Annotated in this window: 17 protein-coding genes and 4 pseudogenes; 16 read left to right on the plus strand and 5 right to left on the minus strand. The window is 56.2% G+C overall.

The window, feature by feature from the left end:
- Nucleotides 1-26 precede the first annotated feature (26 nt).
- The 6 genes and pseudogenes from recA (at nt 27) to N5D48_RS02655 (ending at nt 8,237) form a co-directional block, all read left to right on the plus strand.
- On the plus strand, nt 27-1,073 hold the full coding sequence (recA, locus tag N5D48_RS02630; protein WP_279841677.1) for a recombinase RecA: 1,047 nt from the start codon (nt 27-29) through the stop codon (nt 1,071-1,073).
- A 99-nt stretch (nt 1,074-1,172) separates the two neighbouring features.
- A pseudogene (locus N5D48_RS02635) lies at nt 1,173-2,170 on the plus strand (IS30 family transposase).
- 54 nt (nt 2,171-2,224) lie between these two features.
- Complete coding sequence (locus N5D48_RS02640) at nt 2,225-4,306, plus strand: hypothetical protein (protein WP_279841556.1); 2,082 nt, start codon at nt 2,225-2,227, stop codon at nt 4,304-4,306.
- The gene (locus N5D48_RS02645) at nt 4,303-6,564 is read left to right on the plus strand and encodes a hypothetical protein (RefSeq protein WP_279841555.1); all 2,262 of its coding nucleotides are present in this window, start codon (nt 4,303-4,305) and stop codon (nt 6,562-6,564) included. The genes N5D48_RS02640 and N5D48_RS02645 overlap by 4 nt, the downstream gene beginning before the upstream one ends.
- Entirely contained in the window at nt 6,557-7,036 is a 480-nt protein-coding gene (locus N5D48_RS02650; protein WP_279841554.1) for a hypothetical protein, read from the plus strand. The genes N5D48_RS02645 and N5D48_RS02650 overlap by 8 nt, the downstream gene beginning before the upstream one ends.
- Entirely contained in the window at nt 7,029-8,237 is a 1,209-nt protein-coding gene (locus tag N5D48_RS02655) for a hypothetical protein (protein WP_279841553.1), read from the plus strand. The genes N5D48_RS02650 and N5D48_RS02655 overlap by 8 nt, the downstream gene beginning before the upstream one ends.
- A gap of 199 nt (nt 8,238-8,436) precedes the next feature.
- On the opposite strand, the gene N5D48_RS02660 is transcribed toward N5D48_RS02655, so the two are convergent.
- Nucleotides 8,437-9,099, minus strand: a complete 663-nt coding sequence (locus tag N5D48_RS02660) for a transposase (protein ID WP_279841552.1) — start codon at nt 9,097-9,099, stop codon at nt 8,437-8,439.
- An 85-nt stretch (nt 9,100-9,184) separates the two neighbouring features.
- Between N5D48_RS02660 and N5D48_RS02665 the strand changes: the two are divergent.
- A pseudogene (locus N5D48_RS02665) lies at nt 9,185-9,445 on the plus strand (type I restriction endonuclease); the annotation flags it as partial.
- A gap of 189 nt (nt 9,446-9,634) precedes the next feature.
- Here the strand turns inward: N5D48_RS02665 and N5D48_RS02670 are convergent.
- Entirely contained in the window at nt 9,635-9,856 is a 222-nt protein-coding gene (locus tag N5D48_RS02670; RefSeq protein WP_279841551.1) for a helix-turn-helix transcriptional regulator, read from the minus strand.
- Between the two features lie 102 nt (nt 9,857-9,958).
- On the opposite strand from N5D48_RS02670, the gene N5D48_RS02675 reads away from it, so the two are divergent.
- The 5 genes and pseudogenes from N5D48_RS02675 to N5D48_RS02695 form a co-directional block, all read left to right on the plus strand.
- Nucleotides 9,959-10,549 carry a hypothetical protein gene (locus N5D48_RS02675; protein ID WP_279841550.1) on the plus strand — a complete coding sequence of 197 codons (591 nt, stop codon included), beginning with the start codon at nt 9,959-9,961 and terminating at the stop codon, nt 10,547-10,549.
- Nucleotides 10,546-11,946: a DEAD/DEAH box helicase family protein gene (locus N5D48_RS02680; RefSeq protein ID WP_279841549.1), complete on the plus strand. Its 1,401-nt coding sequence runs from the start codon at nt 10,546-10,548 to the stop codon at nt 11,944-11,946. Before N5D48_RS02675 ends, N5D48_RS02680 begins: the two co-directional genes overlap by 4 nt.
- A gap of 90 nt (nt 11,947-12,036) precedes the next feature.
- A pseudogene (locus N5D48_RS02685) lies at nt 12,037-12,258 on the plus strand (hypothetical protein); the annotation flags it as partial.
- Nucleotides 12,259-12,401: 143 nt separating this feature from the next.
- Nucleotides 12,402-12,590, plus strand: a complete 189-nt coding sequence (locus N5D48_RS02690; RefSeq protein WP_279880885.1) for a hypothetical protein — start codon at nt 12,402-12,404, stop codon at nt 12,588-12,590.
- Nucleotides 12,553-12,699 (plus strand): annotated as a pseudogene (locus N5D48_RS02695) (ATP-binding protein); the annotation flags it as partial. The gene N5D48_RS02690 and the pseudogene N5D48_RS02695, both read left to right, overlap by 38 nt.
- A 326-nt stretch (nt 12,700-13,025) precedes the next feature.
- Here N5D48_RS02695 and N5D48_RS02700 read toward each other — a convergent pair.
- The gene (locus N5D48_RS02700) at nt 13,026-14,054 is read right to left on the minus strand and encodes an IS30 family transposase (protein WP_279841548.1); all 1,029 of its coding nucleotides are present in this window, start codon (nt 14,052-14,054) and stop codon (nt 13,026-13,028) included.
- A gap of 493 nt (nt 14,055-14,547) precedes the next feature.
- Here N5D48_RS02700 and N5D48_RS02705 point away from each other — a divergent pair, with 493 nt between their 5' ends.
- Nucleotides 14,548-15,918: an IS1182 family transposase gene (locus tag N5D48_RS02705; RefSeq protein WP_014818820.1), complete on the plus strand. Its 1,371-nt coding sequence runs from the start codon at nt 14,548-14,550 to the stop codon at nt 15,916-15,918.
- Between the two features lie 696 nt (nt 15,919-16,614).
- On the opposite strand, the gene N5D48_RS02710 is transcribed toward N5D48_RS02705, so the two are convergent.
- On the minus strand, nt 16,615-17,235 hold the full coding sequence (locus N5D48_RS02710) for a TetR family transcriptional regulator (RefSeq protein ID WP_256074870.1): 621 nt from the start codon (nt 17,233-17,235) through the stop codon (nt 16,615-16,617).
- Nucleotides 17,236-17,246: 11 nt separating this feature from the next.
- Entirely contained in the window at nt 17,247-18,032 is a 786-nt protein-coding gene (tbtR, locus tag N5D48_RS02715; protein WP_108234753.1) for a tribuytltin resistance regulator TbtR, read from the minus strand.
- Nucleotides 18,033-18,243: 211 nt separating this feature from the next.
- On the opposite strand from tbtR, the gene N5D48_RS02720 reads away from it, so the two are divergent.
- Genes N5D48_RS02720 through N5D48_RS02730 form a run of 3 tightly spaced genes read left to right on the plus strand, consistent with a single transcriptional unit; the run spans nt 18,244 to nt 24,007 of the window.
- Nucleotides 18,244-19,392 (plus strand): efflux RND transporter periplasmic adaptor subunit, encoded by a 1,149-nt coding sequence (locus tag N5D48_RS02720; protein WP_279841547.1) that lies wholly within the window; start codon nt 18,244-18,246, stop codon nt 19,390-19,392.
- Nucleotides 19,393-19,406: 14 nt separating this feature from the next.
- Entirely contained in the window at nt 19,407-22,553 is a 3,147-nt protein-coding gene (tbtB, locus tag N5D48_RS02725) for a multidrug efflux RND transporter permease subunit TbtB (RefSeq protein WP_279841546.1), read from the plus strand.
- Complete coding sequence (locus N5D48_RS02730) at nt 22,550-24,007, plus strand: efflux transporter outer membrane subunit (RefSeq protein WP_279841545.1); 1,458 nt, start codon at nt 22,550-22,552, stop codon at nt 24,005-24,007. The genes tbtB and N5D48_RS02730 overlap by 4 nt, the downstream gene beginning before the upstream one ends.
- The last annotated feature ends 1 nt before the right edge of the window (nt 24,008 follow it).

The raw sequence follows: 24,008 nt of genomic DNA on the forward strand, positions 1-24,008 counted from the left end.
GTATCAGCTTAAACGAGGGCAAGATGATGGAAGCCAACAAGAAGAAGGCGCTGGATGCGGCTTTGTCGCAAATCGAGAAGCAGTTCGGTAAAGGCGCAGTGATGCGTATGGGCGAGGAGCCAAGAGAACCTATTCCGGCTGTTTCAACTGGCTCTCTCGGACTTGATATTGCACTTGGTATTGGTGGAGTACCCGAGGGTCGTATAATTGAGATTTACGGTCCAGAAAGTTCCGGTAAGTCCACTTTGTGTTTGCAAATTGTCGCACAAGCACAAAAGCTTGGAAAGGCCTGTGCATTTATAGATGCCGAACATGCGCTTGATCCAATGTATGCTGAAAAGCTTGGAGTTGATCTTGATAGCTTGTTGGTATCGCAACCGGATACGGGCGAGCAGGCATTGGAAATTACCGATATGCTCGTGCGATCCGGTTCTATCGGAGTCATTATCGTCGACTCGGTAGCTGCATTGGTGCCGAAGGCTGAAATCGAAGGCGAAATGGGTGACTCGCACGTGGGCCTGCAAGCCCGCTTGATGTCTCAAGCACTGCGCAAACTGACTGCAAGTGTAAAACAGACCAATACCATCCTGGTATTTATTAACCAGATCCGCATGAAGATCGGTGTGATGTTCGGCAACCCCGAAACTACAACTGGGGGAAATGCACTAAAGTTTTATTCCTCTGTGCGACTTGATATTCGCCGCACCGGTGCCGTTAAGGATGGCGAGACCGTGATTGGCAGCGAAACCCGCGTTAAGGTCGTAAAGAACAAGGTGGCCCCACCGTTTAGGCAGGCAGAGTTCCAGATCATGTACGGTGCTGGAATCTACAAGATGGGCGAGCTTATCGATCTAGGTGTGCAAGAAAAACTGATTGAAAAGTCAGGTGCTTGGTACAGCTACCAAGGCAACAAGATCGGCCAAGGCAAGGCAAACGCTGCGCAATGGTTGAAAGATAACGAACAGGCCGCACAAGAGCTTGAGAAGCAGATCCGGGACAGGCTGCTTAATGCCACTACAGCAGCCAAACCAACTGGCAGCCCTATTTCTGAAGTTCCAGAAGTCGAATATTGATCGACGTTTAAGGCAGCACCATCTGGTGCTGCCTAGATAGTATGGGCGGCCGCAAAAAACTGAGTGCACACCTGACCATTCCGGCACGGTGCTGCCCCTATGTCCTATTCCGAACTCAGTGTTGCAGTGCGCACCACTATCAAAATCGGTCCTTCCCAAGGCTTCAGTCAGTGAAGGATTGCCTGCCTGATCAACCGATCCCCTTCGACCATCTGCCGGGAGCTGCGTCGTAAACGCGAGGTTTGCGGCACCTGATCGGTCCACGGAGCCCGACAGCAGATGCAGCGCTCGCGCAAAGCCTACCGCCCCAGACGCAAATTGCTGCCCGGCTGTGAGCGCTTCGAACGGTTCGTTCATATGCTGCGTGAACGTTTGTCTCCCGAGCAGATTGCCGGCAAGCTGCGCAGCATGAACATACCCAACCTCAGAGATGCATACGTCTGTCGCGAGGCGATCTACAACGCGATCTATCCCCTGCCTGTCGGTGAGCCGCGCAAGGAGCTGATCATCTGTCTGCGCCAAGGTGAGACGACATGCAGGCCGCGTTCTGGTGGTGTAAATCGGCGTGGCCTGATTCCCAAGATAGTCAGCATCCACGTACGCCCGACGGAGATCAAAGACCGCTTGATGCCGGGCCATCGGGAGGGCGACCTGATCAAGGGTAAGGCCAGCGCCTCTGTGGAAAGTGCCTTGGCGGAACGCACCAGTGGCTACCTGTTGCTGATCAAGATGAACGACGCCGTTGGAAGGCTTCAGCCCGGCCCTCAATCGCATGCCGCTGGCGATGCGCAGGCGCATGACCTACGACCAAGGTCGGGAGATGGCGAGACGCGCGGTGATCACCCAGAAGACTGGCGTGGCGATCTACTTCTTTGACCTGCATAGCCCTTGGCAACGTGGCAGCAACGAAAAAATCAACGGCCTTATCCGCCAGTGCCTGCCCAGAGGAATGGACTTGTCGGTATACAGCAAAGAACAGTTGGATACCATCGCACTGCAATTGAACATGCGTCTGCGTAATCGCTTCTACTTCAACTGTCCTATCGAAGTTATGGGCGAGGTAATGCATGCGGCATGACGCTCCAGCTTCAATCTGATAACCGTTTCGTACTCAGCTTCTCTAACCGTCATGAGTATTGCGAGGAGGCAGTATGCTCAAACTGAAGAAAGGATACACCGAGCGCGACTTTGGTAAGTATGCTGAAAGTCTCGGTCATTACTTTTGCAATGCCCTCGTATCTGCATATGAAATATTCTGGCCAGATAATAGCTCGACGGAGGTCTCTTATTTTTATCACATCATTAAATTTTTGGACTTCTTGGCCGAAGATGGTTCGCAAGTAGAACTCAGGAATTTCTTGAAAACTGGTGAGATCTCAGACCTCAGCGAATCGTATATCGTTGTGCTATTCCATAATCTGATGAGCGACTATCGCAGTAATCTTGATAAGCTAGAGATTGAAAATCGAACAAAAAATAACCATGTGGCCGGTGTGCGTGCGTTCGTTCGTCATCTTGCAAATCGTGGTGTCGTACCGCATGGCTTGCACATCAAGGGCTTCCAGTTTGAGCGTGGAATAGGCTCCACTCTGCTTGATGTGACTATTCATAAAGAAGTTGACATCCAAGCGCTGATTTCTCAGCATCAGGATACGTTGATTTCCGAAGGGCTTGATGATTTCGAAGGTTTGGAAAGCCTCCTTTCTAATCTATTTGATGAGGCAGGTGCTTGTGCTTCGCAGGACGATTCGTTTGATATTGTTGAGGTATCTACTCGCGTCTTAAATAGCCGCTTGGGCGCATTGAAAAGCGCCAGTGCGGATTTGGTCGTACAGCACTATAAATTGCTTCAGGACGCAAGGCGATGGGCGAGTAATAAAGGATATCAACGGAAAGCGAAAGGCTTGAGGGATATGCTTGATCAGTCTGCCGTCGGGGTAATTGGTGGCCAGGCGGCAAAAGATATGGGTGCGGAATACGCCAAGATAATGGATGGCAGTGCTCTGCAAGTTGTAGTTACTTACTGCCATATCTATCATGGCGGACTTTATCCTTCAGATGAGGATGCTTCCTACGCATTCTTGGCTAATCGCATACAAAAAAGCGGCATCTCCATATCCGATGTTCGAATTGCTCTCGGTTATTCGCGTGAAGCTCGTGTGGCTGCGTTTGTATGGCTCTCGATCAAGTACGCAATCAATCCCGATGCTTTATTAAATCTCGCAACGAACTGCCTCATTCCGATTGGCAATGATGGGCAGTATCAGCTTGTCTGGAATAAGTTACGCAAAGGGGCTGAGAACCAGGAGTCAGTAATCGTTAGTTCGCGCTTGGACGGGGTTATGCTTACTTGCGATACCTTGACGGCCGTTGATGTTGTTGAATATTTGAGGGTATGCACTGAGCATATTCGCGCTTTTGCACGCGATGAAGATCGCAATAGTTTGTTTATTGGGTTCTACAAGAACTTTACAAAAGGAACTGACGGTTATCGTATGTATGTGCCGTCAAAACTCGCGCTTAACACAATAAATACGGCATTTAAATCGTTATGTCGAGAGGTCTCCGGAGAGCGCTGGTCGAGTACACTGAAAGCGCTGCGTGGCAGCGTTCTTTTGTTGACTGGCCTTGTAACCCGAGATGCCATGCAGGTAATGCAGGTCGGTCGTCATAGTGACTTAACGATGGCAGCTAAGTACACTCACCATTTGCCAGAAATATTGCGTCGTGAAAAAAAGGTTCGCGATTTTTTGGAATGGTTCGAAACGGTGTTGACCGTCAACATTGATCAGTTTGCAGAGAAAGTCGGTATTGATCCCGAGGCTTATGATATACGCAAGCAAAGGATTATCAATCAGCAGTTCGGTGGCATACATTGCTCAGATCCCATTGCCGGCGTACAGCCTGGCACGATAGAGGGGGAAATCTGTCATCGCATCGATAAGTGCGTCAGTTGCTCGAATCGCCGTAGTTTGTTTCTTGCCACAAAAGAAAATATTGCCAATGTTATCCACTGGCACGAGGTATTGGCTAAAGCCGAAGGATGTCTAGGGAGTAAGGAATTTTCAAGGTGGAGCTTGTGGAAGTTATTCGTGAACTCGATTCTCGACAGACTCTACAGTGCGCGTGAACATCGCAGGTTGCTTACTCAAGCAGAAGAGTATTGCAGTAGCCATCAGAATCCCTACGTTAACATTATCCATGTTCACTCAATCGAAGAGGCTACTGTATGAGTGTCATTAGCTTGAAGGCGTACAGAAGTTACTTCGATGATGAGCGTGGCCTGAATGATCTTGGCTCTTATTCTGCCTCCTGGTTTGTCGGAACGTCGCGTTTTACTGATAATCAATGGGTTGTCGAGGATAAAACTGGCCAGCAGATTATCCGCTTTGATGTTGCCGTGGCACCGAATGAATTGCTTACAGATAATCAAGATCTCTGTAATGCAGTTAAGCTTTCGGCATATCTTGTGCGCGCTATTGCTCATGATAGAAAAATAGGGGGTGTTTTATCCGGTGCATCTCAGTATAGACACGTCAAGGACATTATTAATCACGTTCGCTGGCTCAGGCTCCAAGGTGTAAATCAGCTTTCCAGTGTGAATGATGGCGTATTTGCAATTTTCAGGGCTTCAATTGGCAAACCGCTGTATGCGCGCCTGGATCTTGAAGATCGCTTGCGAGAAACGCTTGTCGAATTACAGGGTAATCCTGCTGGTCTTGAACAGTACAAAGTATTCCGCAATAGGTGTAGTCAAGTAGAATTTAATATAAATAAACTAAGCGAAGCTCTCGGTGTTAGCAGTCGAATTCTAGGAAGCGCCGGAACACCGATGGTATCGATGTTAACCAATTTTCGTCAGCATAATGGTTTTTACATTAAAGCCAGTATCAAGGATCGTTATTCAAGGGGTAGTATTAAGGAGATCGCAGAGACTAGCAGTCAAGACACAATTCGCAAAGAGTTGACGTCTATCTCAAAGCTGTATCGTCAGTGCCAGATATTCAAAGACCTTTTTCCTGTTAGCCAGCAGATACCCAAGGATTACTTTCAGAAAAATAATATCAAACCTATTCGAGTTTCTAGGAATAAGGGGCGGGCCGGCAAGTGCACTCGCGATATTCCGCAACCAATTTTCTTTGAGTTGATGGATCGGGCTATTCGCTGGGTTGTGGATTATGCCGAGCCGCTGCTTGAACTTAACTCTCAAGCGCTCGCGCAGTACGAAGAGTACGTTAGTGACGTAGGGCGTGGCGGGAAAGTAGTGCATAAGGTGCACTATGCGTCGAAAAAAATGCGCTTCTGGCTTAGCAAGCAGCTTGAGTGGCTGGATGGGTGTCCGGGCAGTCCTTATCCCATAAGTGGGTTTATAAAAGGTACTTCTGCCAAGAAATTTGAATCGGTCTTGACTGCTGAGCAAATTCAAAATGGTCACGCACTTCGTGCTCAAGGATTGACATATCAGGAGATAGGCGAGCGCTTGGGTGTGAGCAAAGCAACAGCACATAAGCTTATTACTAAGGGGGTTGCTGTTAGTGGTGCATCCCTTGATAAATGTTTGCATCACTTACTCCCAACTGCTTGTTTGCTGGTTATCTACTGTTTCACCGCCAGGCGGCAATGCGAAGTCGAATCGTTGCAAGCAGGATGCTGTGTGGATACTCCGAACGGTCCGGTTATCCGCATGTACTCTGCCAAGGTTTATCAAGAACACAAGTATTTTCCGGTCACGAAGCTTGTTGCTAAAGCAGTTCGCGTGCTTGAGGCCCTGACTGAGCCGGTTCGCAATGAAGATAACCAGTCGTTATTTACTTTTCCCGCGCTAGGTGGTGGGGAAATTAATTATTGGTCCAGCGGCAAAATCAACGAATTCGCTGAGTACGTCGGCGTTCCAGATAATGAAGGAACACCTTGGCAGTTTGGTGAGCACCAGTTCCGCCGCTTCTTCGCTATGATGTTTTTCTACAAGTTTGAGTCCGGTGATCTTGCCACGCTGTCCTGGCACTTGCGTCACACAGATTTTGAAATGACCGCCAAGTACATAACGGACAAAGACTTCCGCAGAGCTTTTGAAGAGATCAAAGCAGAGCGCATTGTGTCATTTGCACAGTCTGCTGCTAATGAAAGAACTGAAGCGCTCTGCGGAAATATGCAGAAAGAACTTGGGGATTTTTTCAGTTCGTTTGATGCTGTTTCAGAGAGTCGCGCTAAAAAAATGATTGGGAAGGTTGAGCAAATTGGCTACATACTTAACTTTGTGCCTGACGGAGCATGTTTCGGCCAGACGCCGACCTTGTTAAAGCGCAGTAAGTGCCTCATGGATGATGCTGTTCAAAAATCTTCGGCGTCCCGAGGGTCGTGTGATGGATGCCCTAATTTGCTGGGCTTTGAGACTGGCATCAGTGCGGAAGATGTAGGCTTGGTTCTTGATCCTGCATCGTCACCGATGCTTAAAGCGTTTGCCGACAGACAGGAGGCTCACAATGTCTAAGCATGTTAGTGAAGCGAACCGGCAAAAGACAGAGCAGAAGATAGAGCGCAAGCTCAACGGTCTGAAGCACTACATCGAAAACGGGGTGGCCGATTTTCCAGTTCCGAAAAAGTTCACCCTCAACTGGTTTGCTGCCTTGGCTTCTGAACCCTACGAGAGCGTCTCTAAGGCCGGTGATCAACTTAGGGCGGGTTCAGCCACTCACGAGCGTGTGATCTCGTCACTGGCGAGCGCACAGTCGGTTTTGGAGAACGGCAGGGTTGAGCAGGTCATTTGTCTCAAGTCAAAGCGAATTAGCGAGCTTGACGCGAAGGTTAAAAAATATGAAACGATGGTGCCTGGCTTGTCGCAAACCATCGTTGAATTGCTTGATCAGGTGCGTGAACTTGAGCAGCGCATCTCCTTGCAACAAGCCCAATGGGCAGACAAGCAATTCAGTGTCAGCAAGCCCAAGGGTGGATCAAATGTTTGAGCTGTTGCCGACGAAAAATGGACAGCACATTGTTATTGATGAATCGGGATTGCTTCAGCGTCACGTAACGCAATACTTGCTCGATCTTGAAAGCGTTCAGTGTCATGAGAAATCCTATGTACGTCAGATCGCATATCGACTCAAGGCGTGGTTGAACTGGCTTGGTGAGCGTGATATTTACGATGTCACAGACAGGCTTTTGTGCAAGTATCGTGATGAGCTAAAGATCTCTGGCGACCTTGAAGCAAAAGCTATTAATTACCGAATTTCATCCGTCTGCGCCTTCTATTGGTATGCCGAAAACACGGGCTTGTGTCGTGGTGTGATTGGCTCTAATGACATGCTAAGCGGTCGCGTATTTCGTATCGTCGTAAATCGAGCGAAGCAAGAGAGTAGTGCAAACTATAAAATACCTTTTTTGCTTGGAACTGTTCAGCAGGCAAGAAAGCGTATTCCGTCCGCAGACGAAATTGCAGCCCTGAAAGATGGCATTGCTGATAAAACTTTGGAATGCGGGCACCCGCTCGCCGAAGAAATCAATGTGCGCAATCAATTGATGCTTCGTTGGATGGCGGAGGCAGGACTTAGGCGCTTGGAGGTTGTATCCCTGCCTGTGAGTGCAATTCCGACCAAGTTCAAGCCCGGAACCATGGTGATGGTCACTTTGACCAAAGGCACAAAGTTTAGCAAGGTACGTGACGTTGAGGTCGAGTCCTCTCTGATTCAAGAGACCCTTGATTACATTGCGTATGAGCGTCCGGAGATAGTCCGAAAGTGCCATGCTGGCCATGATCCAGGCGTTGTGTTTGTCAGCACTTATAAAGCAAACGGCGGCACGTTTACTGCGCAAGCTATCACCGATCTGCTCGATTCTGTAGATAGTGAAATTTCGCCGCACGCGCTACGGCGCTATGCGTTGACACGTTATGCTGCTTATCTGTATCACATTCAGCTGTCGCTTTACAAAGCCGGCGAGATCGCCGAAATAGACCGGCGTAGCATTGAGTTGCGGCTAACTCAGCAAGCGGGTCATAAGAAAGTTTCTACAACATTCAGATCGTATGTCGATGTGGCTATCGCAATGACTTTGTCTGATTCTGGGATCAGCTCGCTCGAAGAGAGTCGTATACTACTGCAAACACAGCTTTCGATGATCACTTCCAAGATTGAAGCGGCGAGATCGCTCGCAAAAGAGGTGTAAAGGTCGCTCCGGAGGTGGGACTAGGAACCAGATGTTTACACACTCCACGAGGACATCATGCGTCACCATGCGACCCATCCCAGTATCCCTTGGAGAACACCGTGTCCCGTCACGACTCGTGGGCACCTCTAAAAACCCGATTCTGACCTGAACACAAGGCGTGAAGAGGTGCCCAGCACAAAGAATATGCGGTCAGTGCTTATCGCAATGGGGGTAATGCAGGCCGGATAAACCGACCTGTTGTCATCATCACGCCATCCGCACGCTGACCGACAGCTTGTAGCCGAAGTACGATTTGCCATGCTTCTTCGTAGCGCGCCTCGACATCCTTCTGTCGGCGCTTGGCGAGTTCCCACTCGATGGGCGCTGCTCGTTGTTTCACGACTTCCTGTTCTTCAGCTGTGTTGTGCTGGGTTGGGGCACGAACGATGCTGGCATCGATGATCTGTCCTTCGCGTGCGTTGAAGCCATTGAGCTGTAGTTGGCGCTGAACCTCATCAAAAATCAGATGCTCGACCTTGGCCTGAACGAGCCGCTCACGGAAATTCCAGATCGTCTTGCGATCCGGCACGAGCGCCGTGTTCTTCAGTCCGGCAAAGCGCTGAAAGCTCATGCGGTCGAGTAGCTGGAACTCCATCTGTTCGTCGGACAGGTTGAACAACTGCTGCAAGACCAACAGGCGCGTCATCAGCTCTATTGGGTACGGAGGCCTACCGCCTTTAGCGGGACTCGGGCGAGGAGCCCAGCGGTCGATCTCCTCGGCCATAAGGCGGAAGTCGACATGCTTGTTCAGCAGGGCCAGTGGATCGCCCAAGCTGTCGAGTTTCGCTTCACGTTCCTGGTCGGCAAATAGGCTGAGCATGCGCGGGGCGTCCTGTGGTTCAGTGGCTCAGATTCTAATGGGTACAGCCGGTTTTTGGAGGCTCCCTCAAGGCGCCGATTCTTCACAGAGCTATAACCCGCGTCTGGATCTGGTGCTGTTCGTCAACGGCATCCCCGTCGCTACGCTGGAGCTGAAAAGCGAGTTCAAGCAGAGCGTGGAAAATGCCAAGCGCCAGTACCGCTACGACCGTCCGGTAAAAGACCCGCTGACGCGCAAACCCGAGCCGCTGCTGACCTTCAAGCGCGGCGCGCTGGTGCACTTTGCTGTGAGCCAGGATGAGGTGGCGATGACTACTAAACTGGCCGGCAAGGAGACCTTCTTCCTGTTCCCCAAGCGGGTGTTGGATACAGTGCTGGATGCCATGACTGATCACGAGAAGCTTTCGCTGGAGGTGCTGGATAACGAGATCAAGAGTCGGGCGTTTGCGATGGTGATTTTGAAAATGCTGACGGCGGCTGGCGGCTTGGGGCAAGGTAATAGCGGTGCTGCTGTCTGACTGTATTACTTGTTCGGGTTAGATTTCAGAGAGCTGTGGCAGAAGGCTTGAAGGTTCGCAGGCGAGTTCGCCTGCGATGCGGTAGAGCTTCTCGACGGTGATGTTGACTTCGCCACGCTCGATGCGACCGACATAGCTGCGGTCGAGACTGCACGCCAGCGCCAGTGCATCTTGGGAAATCCGGCAGGCCTTCCTCTGCATTCGGATGCGTTCCCCTAACGCCTTTGCCAACTTATCCATGACCGTCTCAATTCAACTTGAGGCGGCAATATCGTGCGTTTGCGGACGTATAGGCCACGGATTATAATCCGCATTTTCGCGCTATTTCTTATGGTGCCCTCAATGAAATCGGCCTCGTTTATCTTCGACAGGCGTCTGTATGAGCTGCTTCAGGAGCCAGGGCGTACATCGTTTACGACCCGCGAACTGCGCGATGCCTATGCCGCTCGCTTGAGTGGCACACAATTCCGTATCGCCGATGTGCGCCGCTATGTGTATGAGCAGATTCGCCGATTAGTTCGGGCGGGCTGGGTTGTGCAGGATGAGGATCGTCGTGTTCGAGGGCAGGTCTACCATCTGCAGATGATTCCGACGCATCTGCAACTTGAGCTGATCGACAACGGTTTTGAGAACAGCCTTATGGCTGCCGGAGTGCCCGAACCTGACAAGGCCGTTCGCGACCTTGAGGCTTTGCCGCTTAAGTCGCCAGCCAATACGGATTTGCAGTTGGAGGCGCTCCACAAAGAAATCCGCTTGGACTTCCTCACTTCAATGGGTGAGGCGGAGCGATTCAAGCTACTGCTGGACGAGATGCCGCATTTGCGGGACAAGGTTGAAGGCGATTACCTGGAGGCCAGGGATCGCAGTTCTCGCCTTCTGGGGCATTTGCGCGCCATCGAAAAGACCCTCAAAACGCTCGCTGCATCACGATGAGCAGATCGCTGCGCAGCTGGCAGAACAGCTGCATCACTCGGGCGTTGGAGCACTTTGCCGTCACGCCGCACTTCTTCTGCCAGGCAACGCCGGGAGCCGGGAAGACCCGCATGGCCGCAGAGCTGACCAGCCGACTGCTTGAGCAGGACAGAATCGATTTGGTGCTGTGCTTTGCGCCGTCCTGCCAGGTCGTGGAGGGTTTTCGTTCGACCTTTGCGCAAGTGCTAGGTAGACGTCTCGATGGCCAGATAGGTGCCGTGGGCGCGGCTTATACCTATCAGGCCATGGAATACCGTGATGAGGGATTTTGGCAGCTGCTTGATGACTACCGGGTGTTCGTGGTCTTCGATGAGATCCACCATTGCGCCGGCCACGATCCGCTGCTCAGCAATGCCTGGGGGCAGCAGATACTGCATCGGATACAGGATCGGGCTGCCTTCACGTTGGCCCTTTCTGGTACGCCCTGGCGTTCGGACGATAAGGCCATCGCCCTGGCGCGCTACTCATCTCCCGAAGGGCATCTGATCTGTGATTACCGCTATGGCTTGAAAGAGGCCGTTGCTGACGGCGTATGCCGATCTCCTCGCATTGTGTTGCTCGACAATCAGAAGGTGAAACTTACTGAGGAACTGGGTGCTGACAGCTCCGTAAGGCTGTTTCCCAGCATCGCCAAACTGTTGGGCGAGTCACCTGTCACCTATGAGGAACTGCTGCGCCATGATGAGGTGATCAATCCAATCCTCGACCTTGGCTGCAGCAAGTTGAACGAGCTACGCCAGATCAAGCCTGATGCCGCCGGTTTGGTGGTAGCCACCGATATCGAACACGCTCAGCAAATAGCCCTGGCTCTAGAAGCAATGGGTGAAGAGTGCCGTATCGTGACCAACAAAACCCCGGATGCGCAGCAGGTGATCAATGCTTTCCGCAGCAGCAACTGCCGCTGGATTGTCGCTGTCGGAATGATCAGCGAAGGCACCGACATCCCGCGCCTGCAAGTGTGCTGCTACCTCAGCCGTATCCGCACCGAGCTGCATTACCGGCAAGTGCTGGGACGGGTGCTGCGACGCACAGGTGAGTCTGACGCCCAGGCTTGGCTATTTATGCTGTCGGAGCCAACGCTTCAGGGCTTTGCGGAGCGAATTGCGGATGACTTACCGGATGATCTGGCTGTTTTGAGCGATGCTCATATGCCAAGTTTAACCCCAGGCTCCCGGCCAGACCTGGTGGGGACTTTGGGGCATGCCGAAGGCATCGGTGATGTAGGGTTTGGTGGTGCAGAGCCTAATGTTGGGTCGCAGGCTACGAATATTATTTCGCTGGGTGGCTTTGCAATTGAGCCCGCTTACCAGGTCAGCTTTTCTCAGCATTATCGGCAGCAGCTACTGGCTTGTTTTTGATGCTCAGCCATTCGAGGCTGATCCAATGATGTTGGTGTTCATGAATCCATAACCGGCCGGCGTCGTGTGGAACGTAATCGTGAGGTGTGCATGGAGATTAAGTCGAAGGCATTGGTCGATGTCGTTGAGGATGTGATCTGCGACGTGTGCCGTTCTGGCACACGTATTCCCGGCTATGGCCTCCAACACGGCAAGCTTGAAGCCCATTGGGGATATGGCTCGCAGCATGACGGCGAGCACTACCAGGTGCATCTCTGCGAGCCCTGCTTTTTCAGGGTGCTGAGTGGGTTGCGTCGGGAGCGCATGGTCAATGTGTTGCCGCTGACCGAAAACTGACCCAGTAGAGGCTGTTCTGCCGACTGAAAACTGACCCAGGTGTTCAACTGCTTCTGCTCAATTTTTGAGCAGGAGAACACAGGGTGATCAGTATGGAAATGATGGGCAAAATTCGGCGGATGAGTGTGGCCGAAGTGCTGGAGTTGGAGCGCGCTGAACTGATGCCTGTGCCAGCGCCATTCGACGGTTACGTCGAGCGGCCTGCGCGGGTCTCCAGCACCTGCCTGGTCAGCGTCGGGCGCAACCGCTACTCGGTGCCGTGCGAGTACGCGGGTAACCCACCACTGCCACATCGTCGAAACCGGTAACGAGTCCTATCGCCTGCAACACAGTAGCTTGGCGGCCCAGGCCAAGATCAAATCACGGGAGCGAAAGCGTAAGGGCGGCCAGGAACCGGAGGACGATGAGTCGTTCTGATTTCATGGTGACGACGGCCTGCTGCATGGCTGCATGTGGCAGGTCTTCAACAGCTGAACTGGGACAGCGAGGGAGTGGGTTCAAAAGCAGCTGCGCTGGTAGACTTATCCACAGTTGCTGGTAACAAAATCAGCAATCCGCCCTGGGTCAAATTTCAATCGGCAGGGTGGGTCAATTTTCCATCAGCGCCAACAACGGGCATCTATTTTCATGGAGACAGATTATCTAATATGCCCTATTTATTTGCCAGGTTAATAGCTGAATTTTATCGTGACGAGCTGCTTATCTATATACCTGGGCGGTTGCAGGAGCTGAGTGCAACACGGTTATTGAATTGAAGCCGGAGCATCATGCCGCATTGCCATGGCATTTTGCATGACCTCTCCCATCACCTCGATGGGGCATTTGAAGTCGAAGCGCTTGCGCGGTCGCATGTTCAGTTGCAGCGCAATGGCGTCCAGCTCCTCCTGGCTATGTACCGACAGGTCTGTGCCCTTGGGCAAGTACTGGCGAATCAGGCCGTTGATGTTTTCGTTGCTGCCGCGCTGCCAGGGGCTGTGCGGGTCGCAGAAGTAAATTGCCACCCCGGTCTGCTGGGTGATTTCAGCATGCCGCGCCATTTCTCGGCCCTGGTCGTAGGTCATGCTCTTGCGCATCGCCAGCGGCATGCCATTGAGCGCTGCACTGAAGCCTTCCATCGCCGAGGTCGCCGTCGCGTCGTTCATCTTTACCAGCATCAGGTAGCCACTGGTTCGCTCCACCAGCGTGCCTACACACGAGGCGTTGGCCTTGCCCTTGATGAGGTCGCCTTCCCAATGCCCCGGCATCAGCCTGTCTTCAATCTCCGGCGGGCGCACATGAATACTGACCATCTCGGGGATCTGGCCGCGCCGATCCACGCCACCAGAGCGCGGTCGGCGCGTCGTCTTGCCTTGGCGCAGACAGATGATCAGCTCCTTACGCAGCTCACCCACTGGCAGGGCATAGATCGCGTTGTAGATCGTCTCGCGACAGACGTAGGCTTCTCTGAGGCTGGGAATGTTCATGCTGCGCAGCTTGCCGGCAATCTGCTCGGGAGACAAACGCTCGCGCAGCATATGGGCCACCAACTGGAAGCGCTCACTACTCGGCAAGAGCTTTCGTTTCGGTCGACAGCGTTGGCGGCGGGCCTGCATTTGCTGCTGGGCCAGGCGGGCCGAGTAGCCACCGCAAGCACCTCGGTTACGGCGCAGCTCACGGCTGATGGTCGAAGGGGATCGGTTGATCAAGCAGGCAATCCTGCGCAGGCTGAAGCCTTGGGTACGACCGATTTGAATGGTGGCGCGTTCTTCAACGCTGAGTTCGGAATAAGACATAGGGGCAGCACCGTACCGGAAAGGTCAGGTGTTGCACTCAGTTTTTGCCGCCGCCGGGCACCAGGCTACCGATTCGATTAGCCGCTATGGCGATAAAAGATTTGGACGTGCAGAAGCGGTTAAGGTTAAGCCTGCAAGCGATGCTGACTTTTCAAAGGTGAGAGATACAGTGCCTGCTCGAATGCGTGCGGACGCCGTGGCTCTTAATGATCAGCGAGACTTGGATCGTAGGACTGAGGTCGCTGACGGCTGAGGTGATGTGGTCATTTCAGCGGACAATCATGAATTCCTTAGGCTATAGAGCGTTTGTATCTAGCTCTGGTTTTGATAGCGGTTTCCACCTTTACGTCGTCAACGCTCAGGTATCTGTTACGTAATCTTGGACACATGGGTGTCGCTCACCGGCAGCTTGCGGCCGATTCTGTTGAAAAAGTAGCGACCTCCCCATGCCGTTGGCAAAATTGCTTTGTCAGCGGGCGTGGAGGCGAACAGCATGATGGGACAGTTACCGGGAGGACAGCAGCGCCTGTTCTACTCGTTCAATCTCGAAGATCACGTCCCGGCCCAACATCTCCTGCGCAGCATCGACCAGTGCCTGGATCTCAGTGATCTGCGCGCCTATCTGGCGGATTTCTATAGCCCCATCGGGCGTCCCTCGATTGACCCGGAATTGATGGTGCGCATGCTGGTCGTCGGCTACTGCTATGGCATTCGTTCCGAGCGGCGATTGTGCGAAGAGGTGCACCTGAACCTGGCCTATCGCTGGTTCTGCCGGCTGGGTCTGGAAGACGAAGTACCTAATCACTCGACCTTCTCGAAGAATCGCCATGGCCGTTTCCGTGACAGCGATCTGTTCCGCTGGTTGTTCAATGAAGTGCTGCGGCGCTGCATGGCAGCCGGCCTAGTCAAGGGCGAAGGTTTCGCCGTCGACGCCAGCATCATCAAGGCGGATGCCAGCCGGCAACGTGGGGTGGTGGGAGATGAAGTCGATTGGAGCGATCCAAAGCTCAGCAGCCGCGCCGTGCGCGAGTACCTCGAAGCACTTGATGAAGATGCGTTGGCTGAGGCTCTTCCCAAGAAGATTTCGCTCACCGATCCTCAGTCCCGTTGGACAGCAGCACCAGGCGGCCCGGCCTTCTTTGCCTACTCCACAAATTACCTGATCGACACTGAGCACGGTGTGATCATGGATGTGGAAGCGACCCCGGCGCACCGTACCACCGAAGTCGACTCGACCAGGACGATGGTCGAGCGTGTCGAAGCGCAGTTCGACCTCACACCGGAACGCCTCATCGGCGACACCGCCTATGGCACTGCCCCGATGCTGGCCTGGATGGTCGAAGAGAAGGACATCGAGCCGCATGTGCCGGTGTGGGACAAGACTGAGCGCAAGGACGACAGTCTCTCCAGTAACGACTTCCACTGGAATCAGGAAGCCAATGAATATCGCTGCCCAACCGGCAAACCGCTACGCAGTGAATGGCGCGCCTTCACCCAGAAAAGATCGCGGGTAACCAAGGCCAACACCATCATCTACCGCTCCAGCCAAACCGACTGCGTCACCTGTCCGTTGAAAGCGAAATGCTGCCCCAACACACCGAATCGGAAGATCGTTCGCAGCATCCATGAGGCTGCCCGCGATGTGGCTCGACGCATCGCCAAGACACCGGAATACCTCGTCTCACGTTGCGAACGGAAGAAGGTGGAGATGCTTTTCGCCCATCTTAAACGGATCATGAAACTCGACCGTTTACGACTGCGTGGCCTGACAGGCGCCACTGACGAATTCACCATGGCTGCGATGGTGCAGAACCTGCGCCGCATGGCCAAGCTTTTGCCTCAAGGGCCACCGCTCACGGGATAGGTACGCCTGTGGCGAGCAGAAACCCTCGAATTAACCCTCAAACCTGAGCAAGGACGCTCAGTGAAACGCCGAAAGGTAACTTGAAGTGGCTTGCAGCCACTTCGACAGCAGGTACATCCGACCGCCTTGCTGCCGCTAAACCTACTTTTTCAACAGAATCGACCCAAAGCTGCCGCTCGCCCGGGCGAACAATCGGCCAAAAGCGGTCATCAGGTGCTCACGAATGCAGGGCTGATTGATTTTATGCAACTGGCCACTAAACTTGGGACTAGCCCACCATGAGGTAGAGATTCAAAACTGAGTGAAGCTAATTGCTTAACTGCCGTCGCGCTCCGATGTAGTGCACGCTGGAAACTCATTGATATATTACCTCACCGTAGTTAGCAACGAGCATCGCAGATTCATAGACAGTAATGCTGAGCTGCAGGCGCAGGTGTCGTGAAGACGCACGTACTCAATATCGATGCAATGTTGCTGCTACAAAAATGCAGTGGCAAGGCAGATCCAGTTGCGACCAAGCTGGTGCTGTTTGTAGCTCTTGCGCGAGTTTGCGTGCGCCAGGCAGTTTCGCTACATACCATGCCCTTTCGAGAGGCGCCGCCGACAGTCCTCAATTACGTTGAACACTCTATCCAGTTCGAGACGTGCCTGGCGGCAGGTAAGAACTCCGCTCCCTCATGAGTTCGGGCAATTTCCTCATGCCACAGACACTTTTAACAAATGCTCAGGTGGCGACTTGATCAGACATAGCAGTGATTCGAGCACAGAACGTATTAGCGACTCTTTGTTCTCTGGCTGTTGCAGACATTCATACAAAAGACCGCTGATAGCGCTCTGAAATAGCGCCTCGACCATTTCAAGATTTATGTCTGGAGAAATTTCGCCATTTCTAGAAGCGGACTCGAGGATGGCCGCAATTTGCCGCATGAACTGCTTGCGCAGCCGCGTTAAGCCGTCCCGAATGATTCCGCATTCGCCTGTAGGACCTTGAAGGAACATGATGCTCAAGAGCTTTCGAGCCGTGTCGTCGCCAACCGTATTCAGCAGAACGCGCGCCAGCCACGTCCATGCGTTGTCAAGGCAGGCATTGCGAGGCACCGGCTGTCGAAGCGGAATCGATAACTCGTCGAACAGCGCGTTCAAGATGGCGTGCTTGTCTTTGAAATGCCAATAGACCGCACCGCGTGTGACGCCCGCCATCTTGGCCACCGTCGCCAACGCGGCGTTATCGACCCCTTCATCCCAGAACACTTCATTGGCAGCCATGAGAATCTTGCGTCGGGTCAGCTCCGCTTCAGCGGCGGTTCGTCTGGCCATGCTTTCGCCTCTCAGGATGTATGCGTGGCGCGCCGACCGATCGCCCGCTCGACGCTCTGCTGGCAGCGACGCAGCGCCTGCTGAAATGGCTCACGTCGAGTCACTAGTCGCGCTGTCGGTCCGACGATTGCGATCGAGTACCGACCCAAATAGGTTTCCAGCGTGATCGCAAACGAGCTGAGTCCTTCAATCAGCTCGCCATGCTCTTCGGCAACGGCGCCCTCAGCGATCTGGCCGAGCTGCTCAAGCAGCGTAATCCGGTCAGGCGTGCATGGAGTTACGATCGGCAACGGGTCGGGCAGCAGCTGTTGCAGCCACTCATCGGCCAGGACCGCCAGCAGCGCCTTGCCGCTCGCAGTCGCGTAGGCCGGCGCCTTGATACCAATGGGAAACACGACACGTAGCTCACGCTCGGCCACGACGTGGTCGACCACGTAGGCTTTCGCGCCGACCAGCGTGCTGACGCAAACCGACTCGCCCAACTGCTCGCAGAGCTCGAGCATGTAGGGCTTGAGCAACGTGATGATGTCCGTCTGGGTCTGGCTGATCAGCTGCCCGAGTGCCGGCCCCAGGCGGAAGCCGCCACTGGGGCCAAGGGTCTCGACCAGGTACTCGGCCTCCAGCGCGGTGATGATGCGCTGCACCGTGGAGCGGGGCAGGTCGACGATCTGCGCGATAGCAGCCAGGCTCAGTCCCTGGGGGTTGTCGCCCAGGGCCCGCATGATCGCTCCTGCGCGGGCGATTACCTGAATACCGTTGTGCCGGCCGGCTTCAGCGGCCTGGTCTGTCTGTGTCATAGCATCCTCTTATGTACTACGCCCACTTGGGTTGCGGGGGTTTTCCAGCAGCTTCGCAAGAGTGAACAGGCATTCTTCAACGTCGCGGACCGGAGTTGCCAGTTCCTTGTTCAGGCCTGTTACATATTCCGAGTTGTCTCTACTGAACTGTATAGTGATACACTGAATCGCTATATGGTACAGCCTTTGTGCATTTGAGGGGAGACAACAGGTGAATCACCGAAAAGCTAAATCGCGCGCATGGCATTCCGTTCCGCTGGCGGCACTGTTGCTGGCCGGCTGCGTGGAGTCGGACAAGACGCAAACCGCGGCGCCGGTGCCCGAGGTCGGCGTCTACACCGTACAGGCGCAGCCGCTGACCCTGACCACCGACCTGCCGGGTCGCACCAGCGCCTACCGGGTCGCCGAGGTGCGCCCGCAGGTTTCCGGCATCCTCCAGCAGCGCCTGTTCACCGAGGGCTCGGAGGTGAAGAAAGGCCAGCAGCTGTACCAGATCGATCCGCGCACCTACGAGGCGCGCCTGGCCCGCGCCGAAGCCAACCTGACCACCGCCGAGAACCTGGCCCGCCGCTACGAGCGCCTGCTGAAGACCAATGCGGTCAGCCAGCAGCAGTACGACGACGCCCAGGCCGCCTGGAAGCAGGCGCAGGCGGAAGTGCAGGTGGCACGCATCGACGTGCAGTACACCAAGGTGCTGGCGCCGATCTCCGGGCGCATCGGCCGCTCGGCAGTGACCGAGGGGGCGCTGGTGACCAACGGCCAGGCCCAGGAACTGGCCACCGTGACCCAGCTCGATCCGATATACGTGGACGTCAACCAGCCGATCACCAAGCTGCTCGGCCTGCGCCGCGCGCTGGAATCCGGCCGCCTGCAGAAAACCGGCAGTGACCAGGCCGAGGTCAGCCTGACGCTCGATGACGGCAGCGCCTATCCGTTGCCCGGCACCCTGAAGTTCTCCGAGGTGAGCGTCGACCCGACCACCGGTTCGGTGACGTTGCGCGCCGAGTTTCCCAACCCGGACCGCAAGCTACTGCCGGGCATGTTCGTGCATGCGCTGCTCAAGGAAGGCACCCAGCAGGACGCCATCCTCGTGCCGCAGCAGGCGGTCAGTCGCGATACACGCGGCGTTCCCAGCGTCTGGGTGGTCAAGCAGGACAACAGCGTCGAGAAGCGCGAAGTCGAGACCCTGCGCACCGTCGGTAATGCTTGGCTGATCGGCAAGGGCCTCGCCGACGGCGAACGTGTGATCACCGAAGGCACCCAGCACGCCCGCAGTGGCGTCACGGTAAAGCCAGTGGAGGCCAGCAACGTCCATCTGGTTACCGAGTTTGGCGAGCCCACTGCTGCCACAGCCCACTGAGGAGCTAGACGTTCATGTCCCGTTTTTTCATTGACCGGCCGATCTTCGCCTGGGTGCTGGCGATCGTCGCCATGCTCGCCGGCGCGTTGTCGCTGGTGAAAATGCCGATCAGCCAGTACCCCAACATCGCCGCCCCGGCCGTGGCCATCCAGGTCAGCTACCCCGGCGCCTCCGCGCAGACCGTGCAGGACACCGTGGTGCAGGTCATCGAGCAGCAGCTCAGCGGCCTCGACGGTTTTCGCTACATGTCCGCGGAGAGCAATTCCGACGGCAGCATGACCATCATCGTGACCTTCGAGCAGGGCACCGACCCGGATATCGCCCAGGTCCAGGTGCAGAACAAGCTGCAGCTGGCCACGCCCAGGCTGCCCGAGGAAGTGCAGCGCCAAGGGCTGCGCGTGGTGAAGTACCAGCAGAACTTCTTCCTGATCATCGGGCTGGCGGACAGCACCGGCAAGATGAGCAACTTCGACCTCGGCAACGTGATCGCTTCGCAGCTGCAGGACCCGATCTCGCGCATCGACGGCGTCGGCGACTACATGCTGTTCGGCTCGCCCTATGCCATGCGCATCTGGCTCGATCCGGCCAAGCTCAACAGTTACCAGCTGACTCCAGGCGATGTTGCCGACGCTATCCGCGAGCAGAACGTACAGGTTTCCTCCGGCCAGCTCGGCGGTCTGCCGACGCTCAGCGGCGTGCAGCTCAACGCCACGGTGCTGGGCAAGACGCGCATGACCACGCCCGAGGAGTTCGAGGAAATCCTGGTCAAGGTCAAAACCGACGGCTCGCAGATCCGCGTCAAGGACGTTGCCCGGGTCGCGCTGGGCGCCGACAACTTCGCCATTTCCAGCAAGCACAACGGCAGACCGTCGGCGGCCCTGGCCCTGCGCCTGGCCAGCGGCGGCAACCTGCTGGAAACCGTGAAGGCGGTGAAAGCCGTGATGGAGAAGCAGAAGGCCTATCTGCCGGAAGGGGTCGAGGTGTTCTATCCCTACGACACCACCCCGGTGGTGGAAGCCTCGATCAGTTCGGTGATTTACACCATCATCGAAGCCGTGGCGTTGGTATTTCTGGTGATGTTCCTGTTCCTGCAGAGCTTCCGCGCCACCCTGATTCCGACCCTGGCGGTGCCCGTCGTTCTGCTTGGCGCCTTCGCCCTGCTGCCGTCCTTCGGCATCAGCATCAACGTGCTGACCATGTACGCCATGGTGCTGGCCATCGGTTTGCTGGTGGATGACGCCATCGTGGTGGTTGAGAACGTCGAGCGTCTGATGCACGAAGAAGGGCTGACGCCGCTGGAAGCGACGCGCAAATCCATGGGGCAGATTCAGGGCGCGCTGGTCGGCATCGGCCTGGTGCTGTCGGCGGTGTTCGTGCCGATGGCCTTCTTCGGCGGCTCGGCGGGGATCATCTACAAGCAGTTCGCCGTGACTATCGTGCTCTGCATGAGCCTCTCGGTACTGGTCGCGCTGATTTTCACCCCGGCGCTGTGCGCCACCATCCTGAAGAAGCCCAAGGGCGACGCCCACCACGAGAAAAAAGGCTTCTTCGGCTGGTTCAACCGTATTTTCGACCGTGGCACGAATCGCTTCGAACGCGGCGTCAGCGGCATGCTCAAGAATCGCGGGCGCTACCTGCTGGCGTTCGTGTTGATTACCGCCGGTACCGGCTATCTGTTCACCCAGATTCCCAAGGCGTTCCTGCCCAACGAGGACCAGGGGTTGATGATGGTGGAGGTGCGGATGCCGGTGAATTCCTCCGCCGAACGCACCGAAGCGGTACTGCAGGAAGTGAGCGACTACCTGCGCAATGAGGAAGGCCAGCTGATCCAGCACGTGCTGACCGTCAACGGCTTCAACTTCGCCGGTCGCGGGCAGAACTCCGGCCTCGGTCTGGTCATGCTCAAGGACTGGAGCGTGCGCGCCGCGGAAGGCCAGGACGTGTTCAGCCTGGCCCAGCGCGCCAACGCCCGCTTCGCCCAGATCAAGGACGCCACCGTCATGGCCTTCGTGCCGCCGGCGATCCTGGAAATGGGTAACGCGATGGGGTTCAACCTCTATCTGCAGGACAACTCCGGCGTCGGTCACGCCGCGCTGATGGAGGCGCGCAACCAGTTCCTGCAGCTGGCCGGCGAGCATCCGAAGCTGCGCGCGGTGCGCCCCAACGGCAAGGACGACGAGCCGCAGTTCCAGGTCAACATCGACGATGAGAAGGCCCGTGCGCTGCAGGTCAGCATCGCGGCGATCAACCAGACCATGTCGGCGGCCTGGGGCTCGATGTACGTCAACGACTTCATCGATCGCGGCCGGGTCAAGCGCGTCTACATCCAGGGCGAAGACACTTCGCGCATCTCGCCGGAAGACTTCGACAAGTGGTATGTGCGCAACGCCCTCGGCGAGATGGTGCCGTTCTCGGCCTTCGCCACTGGCGAATGGTCCTTCGGCTCGCCCAAGCTGGAACGCTACGGCGGCATCTCCTCGGTGGAAATCCTCGGTGAGCCGGCGCCGGGCTACAGCACCGGTGACGCGATGATCGCCATCGCCGAGATCATGCAGCAGCTGCCGTCAGGCATCGGCCTGAGCTACACCGGCCTGTCCTACGAGGAGATCCAAACCGGCGACCAGGCGCCCATGCTTTATGCGCTGACTGTGCTAATCGTGTTCCTCTGCCTGGCTGCACTTTATGAAAGCTGGTCGGTACCGGTGTCGGTGATGATGGTGGTTCCGCTGGGCATTCTCGGCGCGGTACTTGCCACGCTAATGCGTGAACTGAACGCCGACGTCTACTTCCAGATTGGCCTGATGACCACGGTCGGCCTGTCGGCGAAGAACGCCATCCTCATCGTCGAGTTCGCCAAGGATTTGTATGAGAAGGAAGGCATGCCGCTGGTCGATGCTGCCGTTCATGCGGCCAGGCTGCGGCTGCGACCGATCGTCATGACTTCCTTGGCCTTTACCTTCGGTGTATTGCCCATGGCTCTGGCCAGTGGCGCCGGTGCCGGCAGCCAGCACTCGGTCGCTACCGGCGTGGTCGGCGGGATGATTACCGCCACCGTGCTCGCGGTGTTCTTCGTGCCGCTGTTCTACGTGGTGGTGGTCAAGCTGTTCGAGGGCCGCAAGCAGCCGCGCGCCGTTGCCGAAGCCGAAGGAGAAACCGCATGAAGTTCAAGCCTTTGACCCTCGCGGTTGCCCTGGCACTGGGCGGCTGCAGTCTGATCCCGCAGTACCAGCGACCGCAGGCGCCGATCGAGGCCGACTGGCCGCAGGGCGCGGCCTACGATCAGGCGGAGCAGGGCGACACGCGCGCGGCCGATCTGCGCTGGCAGGAGTTCTTCCGCGACGCCGCGCTGCGCGAGCTGATCGGCGTGGCGCTGCAGAACAACCGCGACCTGCGTCAGGCCGCGCTGAACGTCGAGGCCTACCGCGCGCTGCACCGCATCCAGCGTGCCGAGCTGTTCCCCGGCGTCGATGCGGGCGGCAGTGGCAGTCGCCAGCGCCTGCCGGACGACCTCTCGCCGACCGGCGAGGCGGGTATCCAGAGCCGCTACGACGTAGCGCTGGGCGTATCCTACGAGCTGGACGCCTTCGGCCGCATCCGCAGCCTCAGCCGCGCGGCGCTGGAGCAGTACCTGGCCAGCGAAGAAGCCCAGCGCAGCGTGCACATCGCTCTGGTCGGCGACGTCGCCACCGCCTATTTCGCCTGGCGCACCGACCAGGCGCTGCTGGAGCTGAGCGAGGCCACGCTGGAAAGCTACCGGCAGAGCCTGTCGCTGATCGAAGCCAGTGCCGAAGCCGGCACTGCCTCGGAACTGGACGTGCGCCAGGCGCGCACGCTGGTCGATCAGGCGCGTACGCAGAAGGCGCTGTACACCCGGCTCATCGCCGAGGATGTCAACGCCTTGCGCCTGCTGCTGGGCGCGGCGATTCCGAACGATCTGCCGGCAGGCGGCAAGTTGCAGATGGATACGCTGGCCGATTTCCCCGCCGGGCTGCCGGCCGATCTGCTGCTGCGTCGCCCGGACATCCGCGCCGCGGAGTACCGCCTGCTGGCCGCCAACGCCAATATCGGCGCGGCACGCGCGGCGTTCTTCCCGAGCATCAGCCTGACCGGCAGCGCCGGCACCGCCAGCAGCGAACTGGACGGCCTGTTCGACGGCGGTTCCGGGGCCTGGAGTCTGGTCCCGCGGATCAACCTGCCGATCTTCACCGCCGGGCGGTTGAAGGCCAATCTCGACTATGCCGAGATCCAGAAGGACATCCACGTCGCGGCGTACGAGAAGGCCATCCAGACCGCCTTCCGCGAGGTCGCCGACGGCCTCGCCGCGCGCGGCACCTACGACGAACAGGTACAGGCGCAGAGCGATCTGGTCGACAATAACCGCGCCTACTACCAGCTGGCCCGCCAGCGTTACGACGAGGGCGTGGATACCTACCTCACCGTGCTCGACGCCCAGCGCGAGCTGTTCGCGTCGCAGCGCCAGCTGCTCAGCGACCATCTGTTGCAGCTGAACCGCGAAGTCCAGCTGTATCGCGCCCTGGGTGGCGGCTGGAAGACGGACACGGCCGAGCGTTCGGCCGCGGGGGCTGATGGCCCCGCAACACTCACCATGAACTGAA

Origin of the sequence: Pseudomonas sp. GD03858 (assembly GCF_029840925.1) — a bacterium.
Classification (GTDB): domain Bacteria; phylum Pseudomonadota; class Gammaproteobacteria; order Pseudomonadales; family Pseudomonadaceae; genus Aquipseudomonas.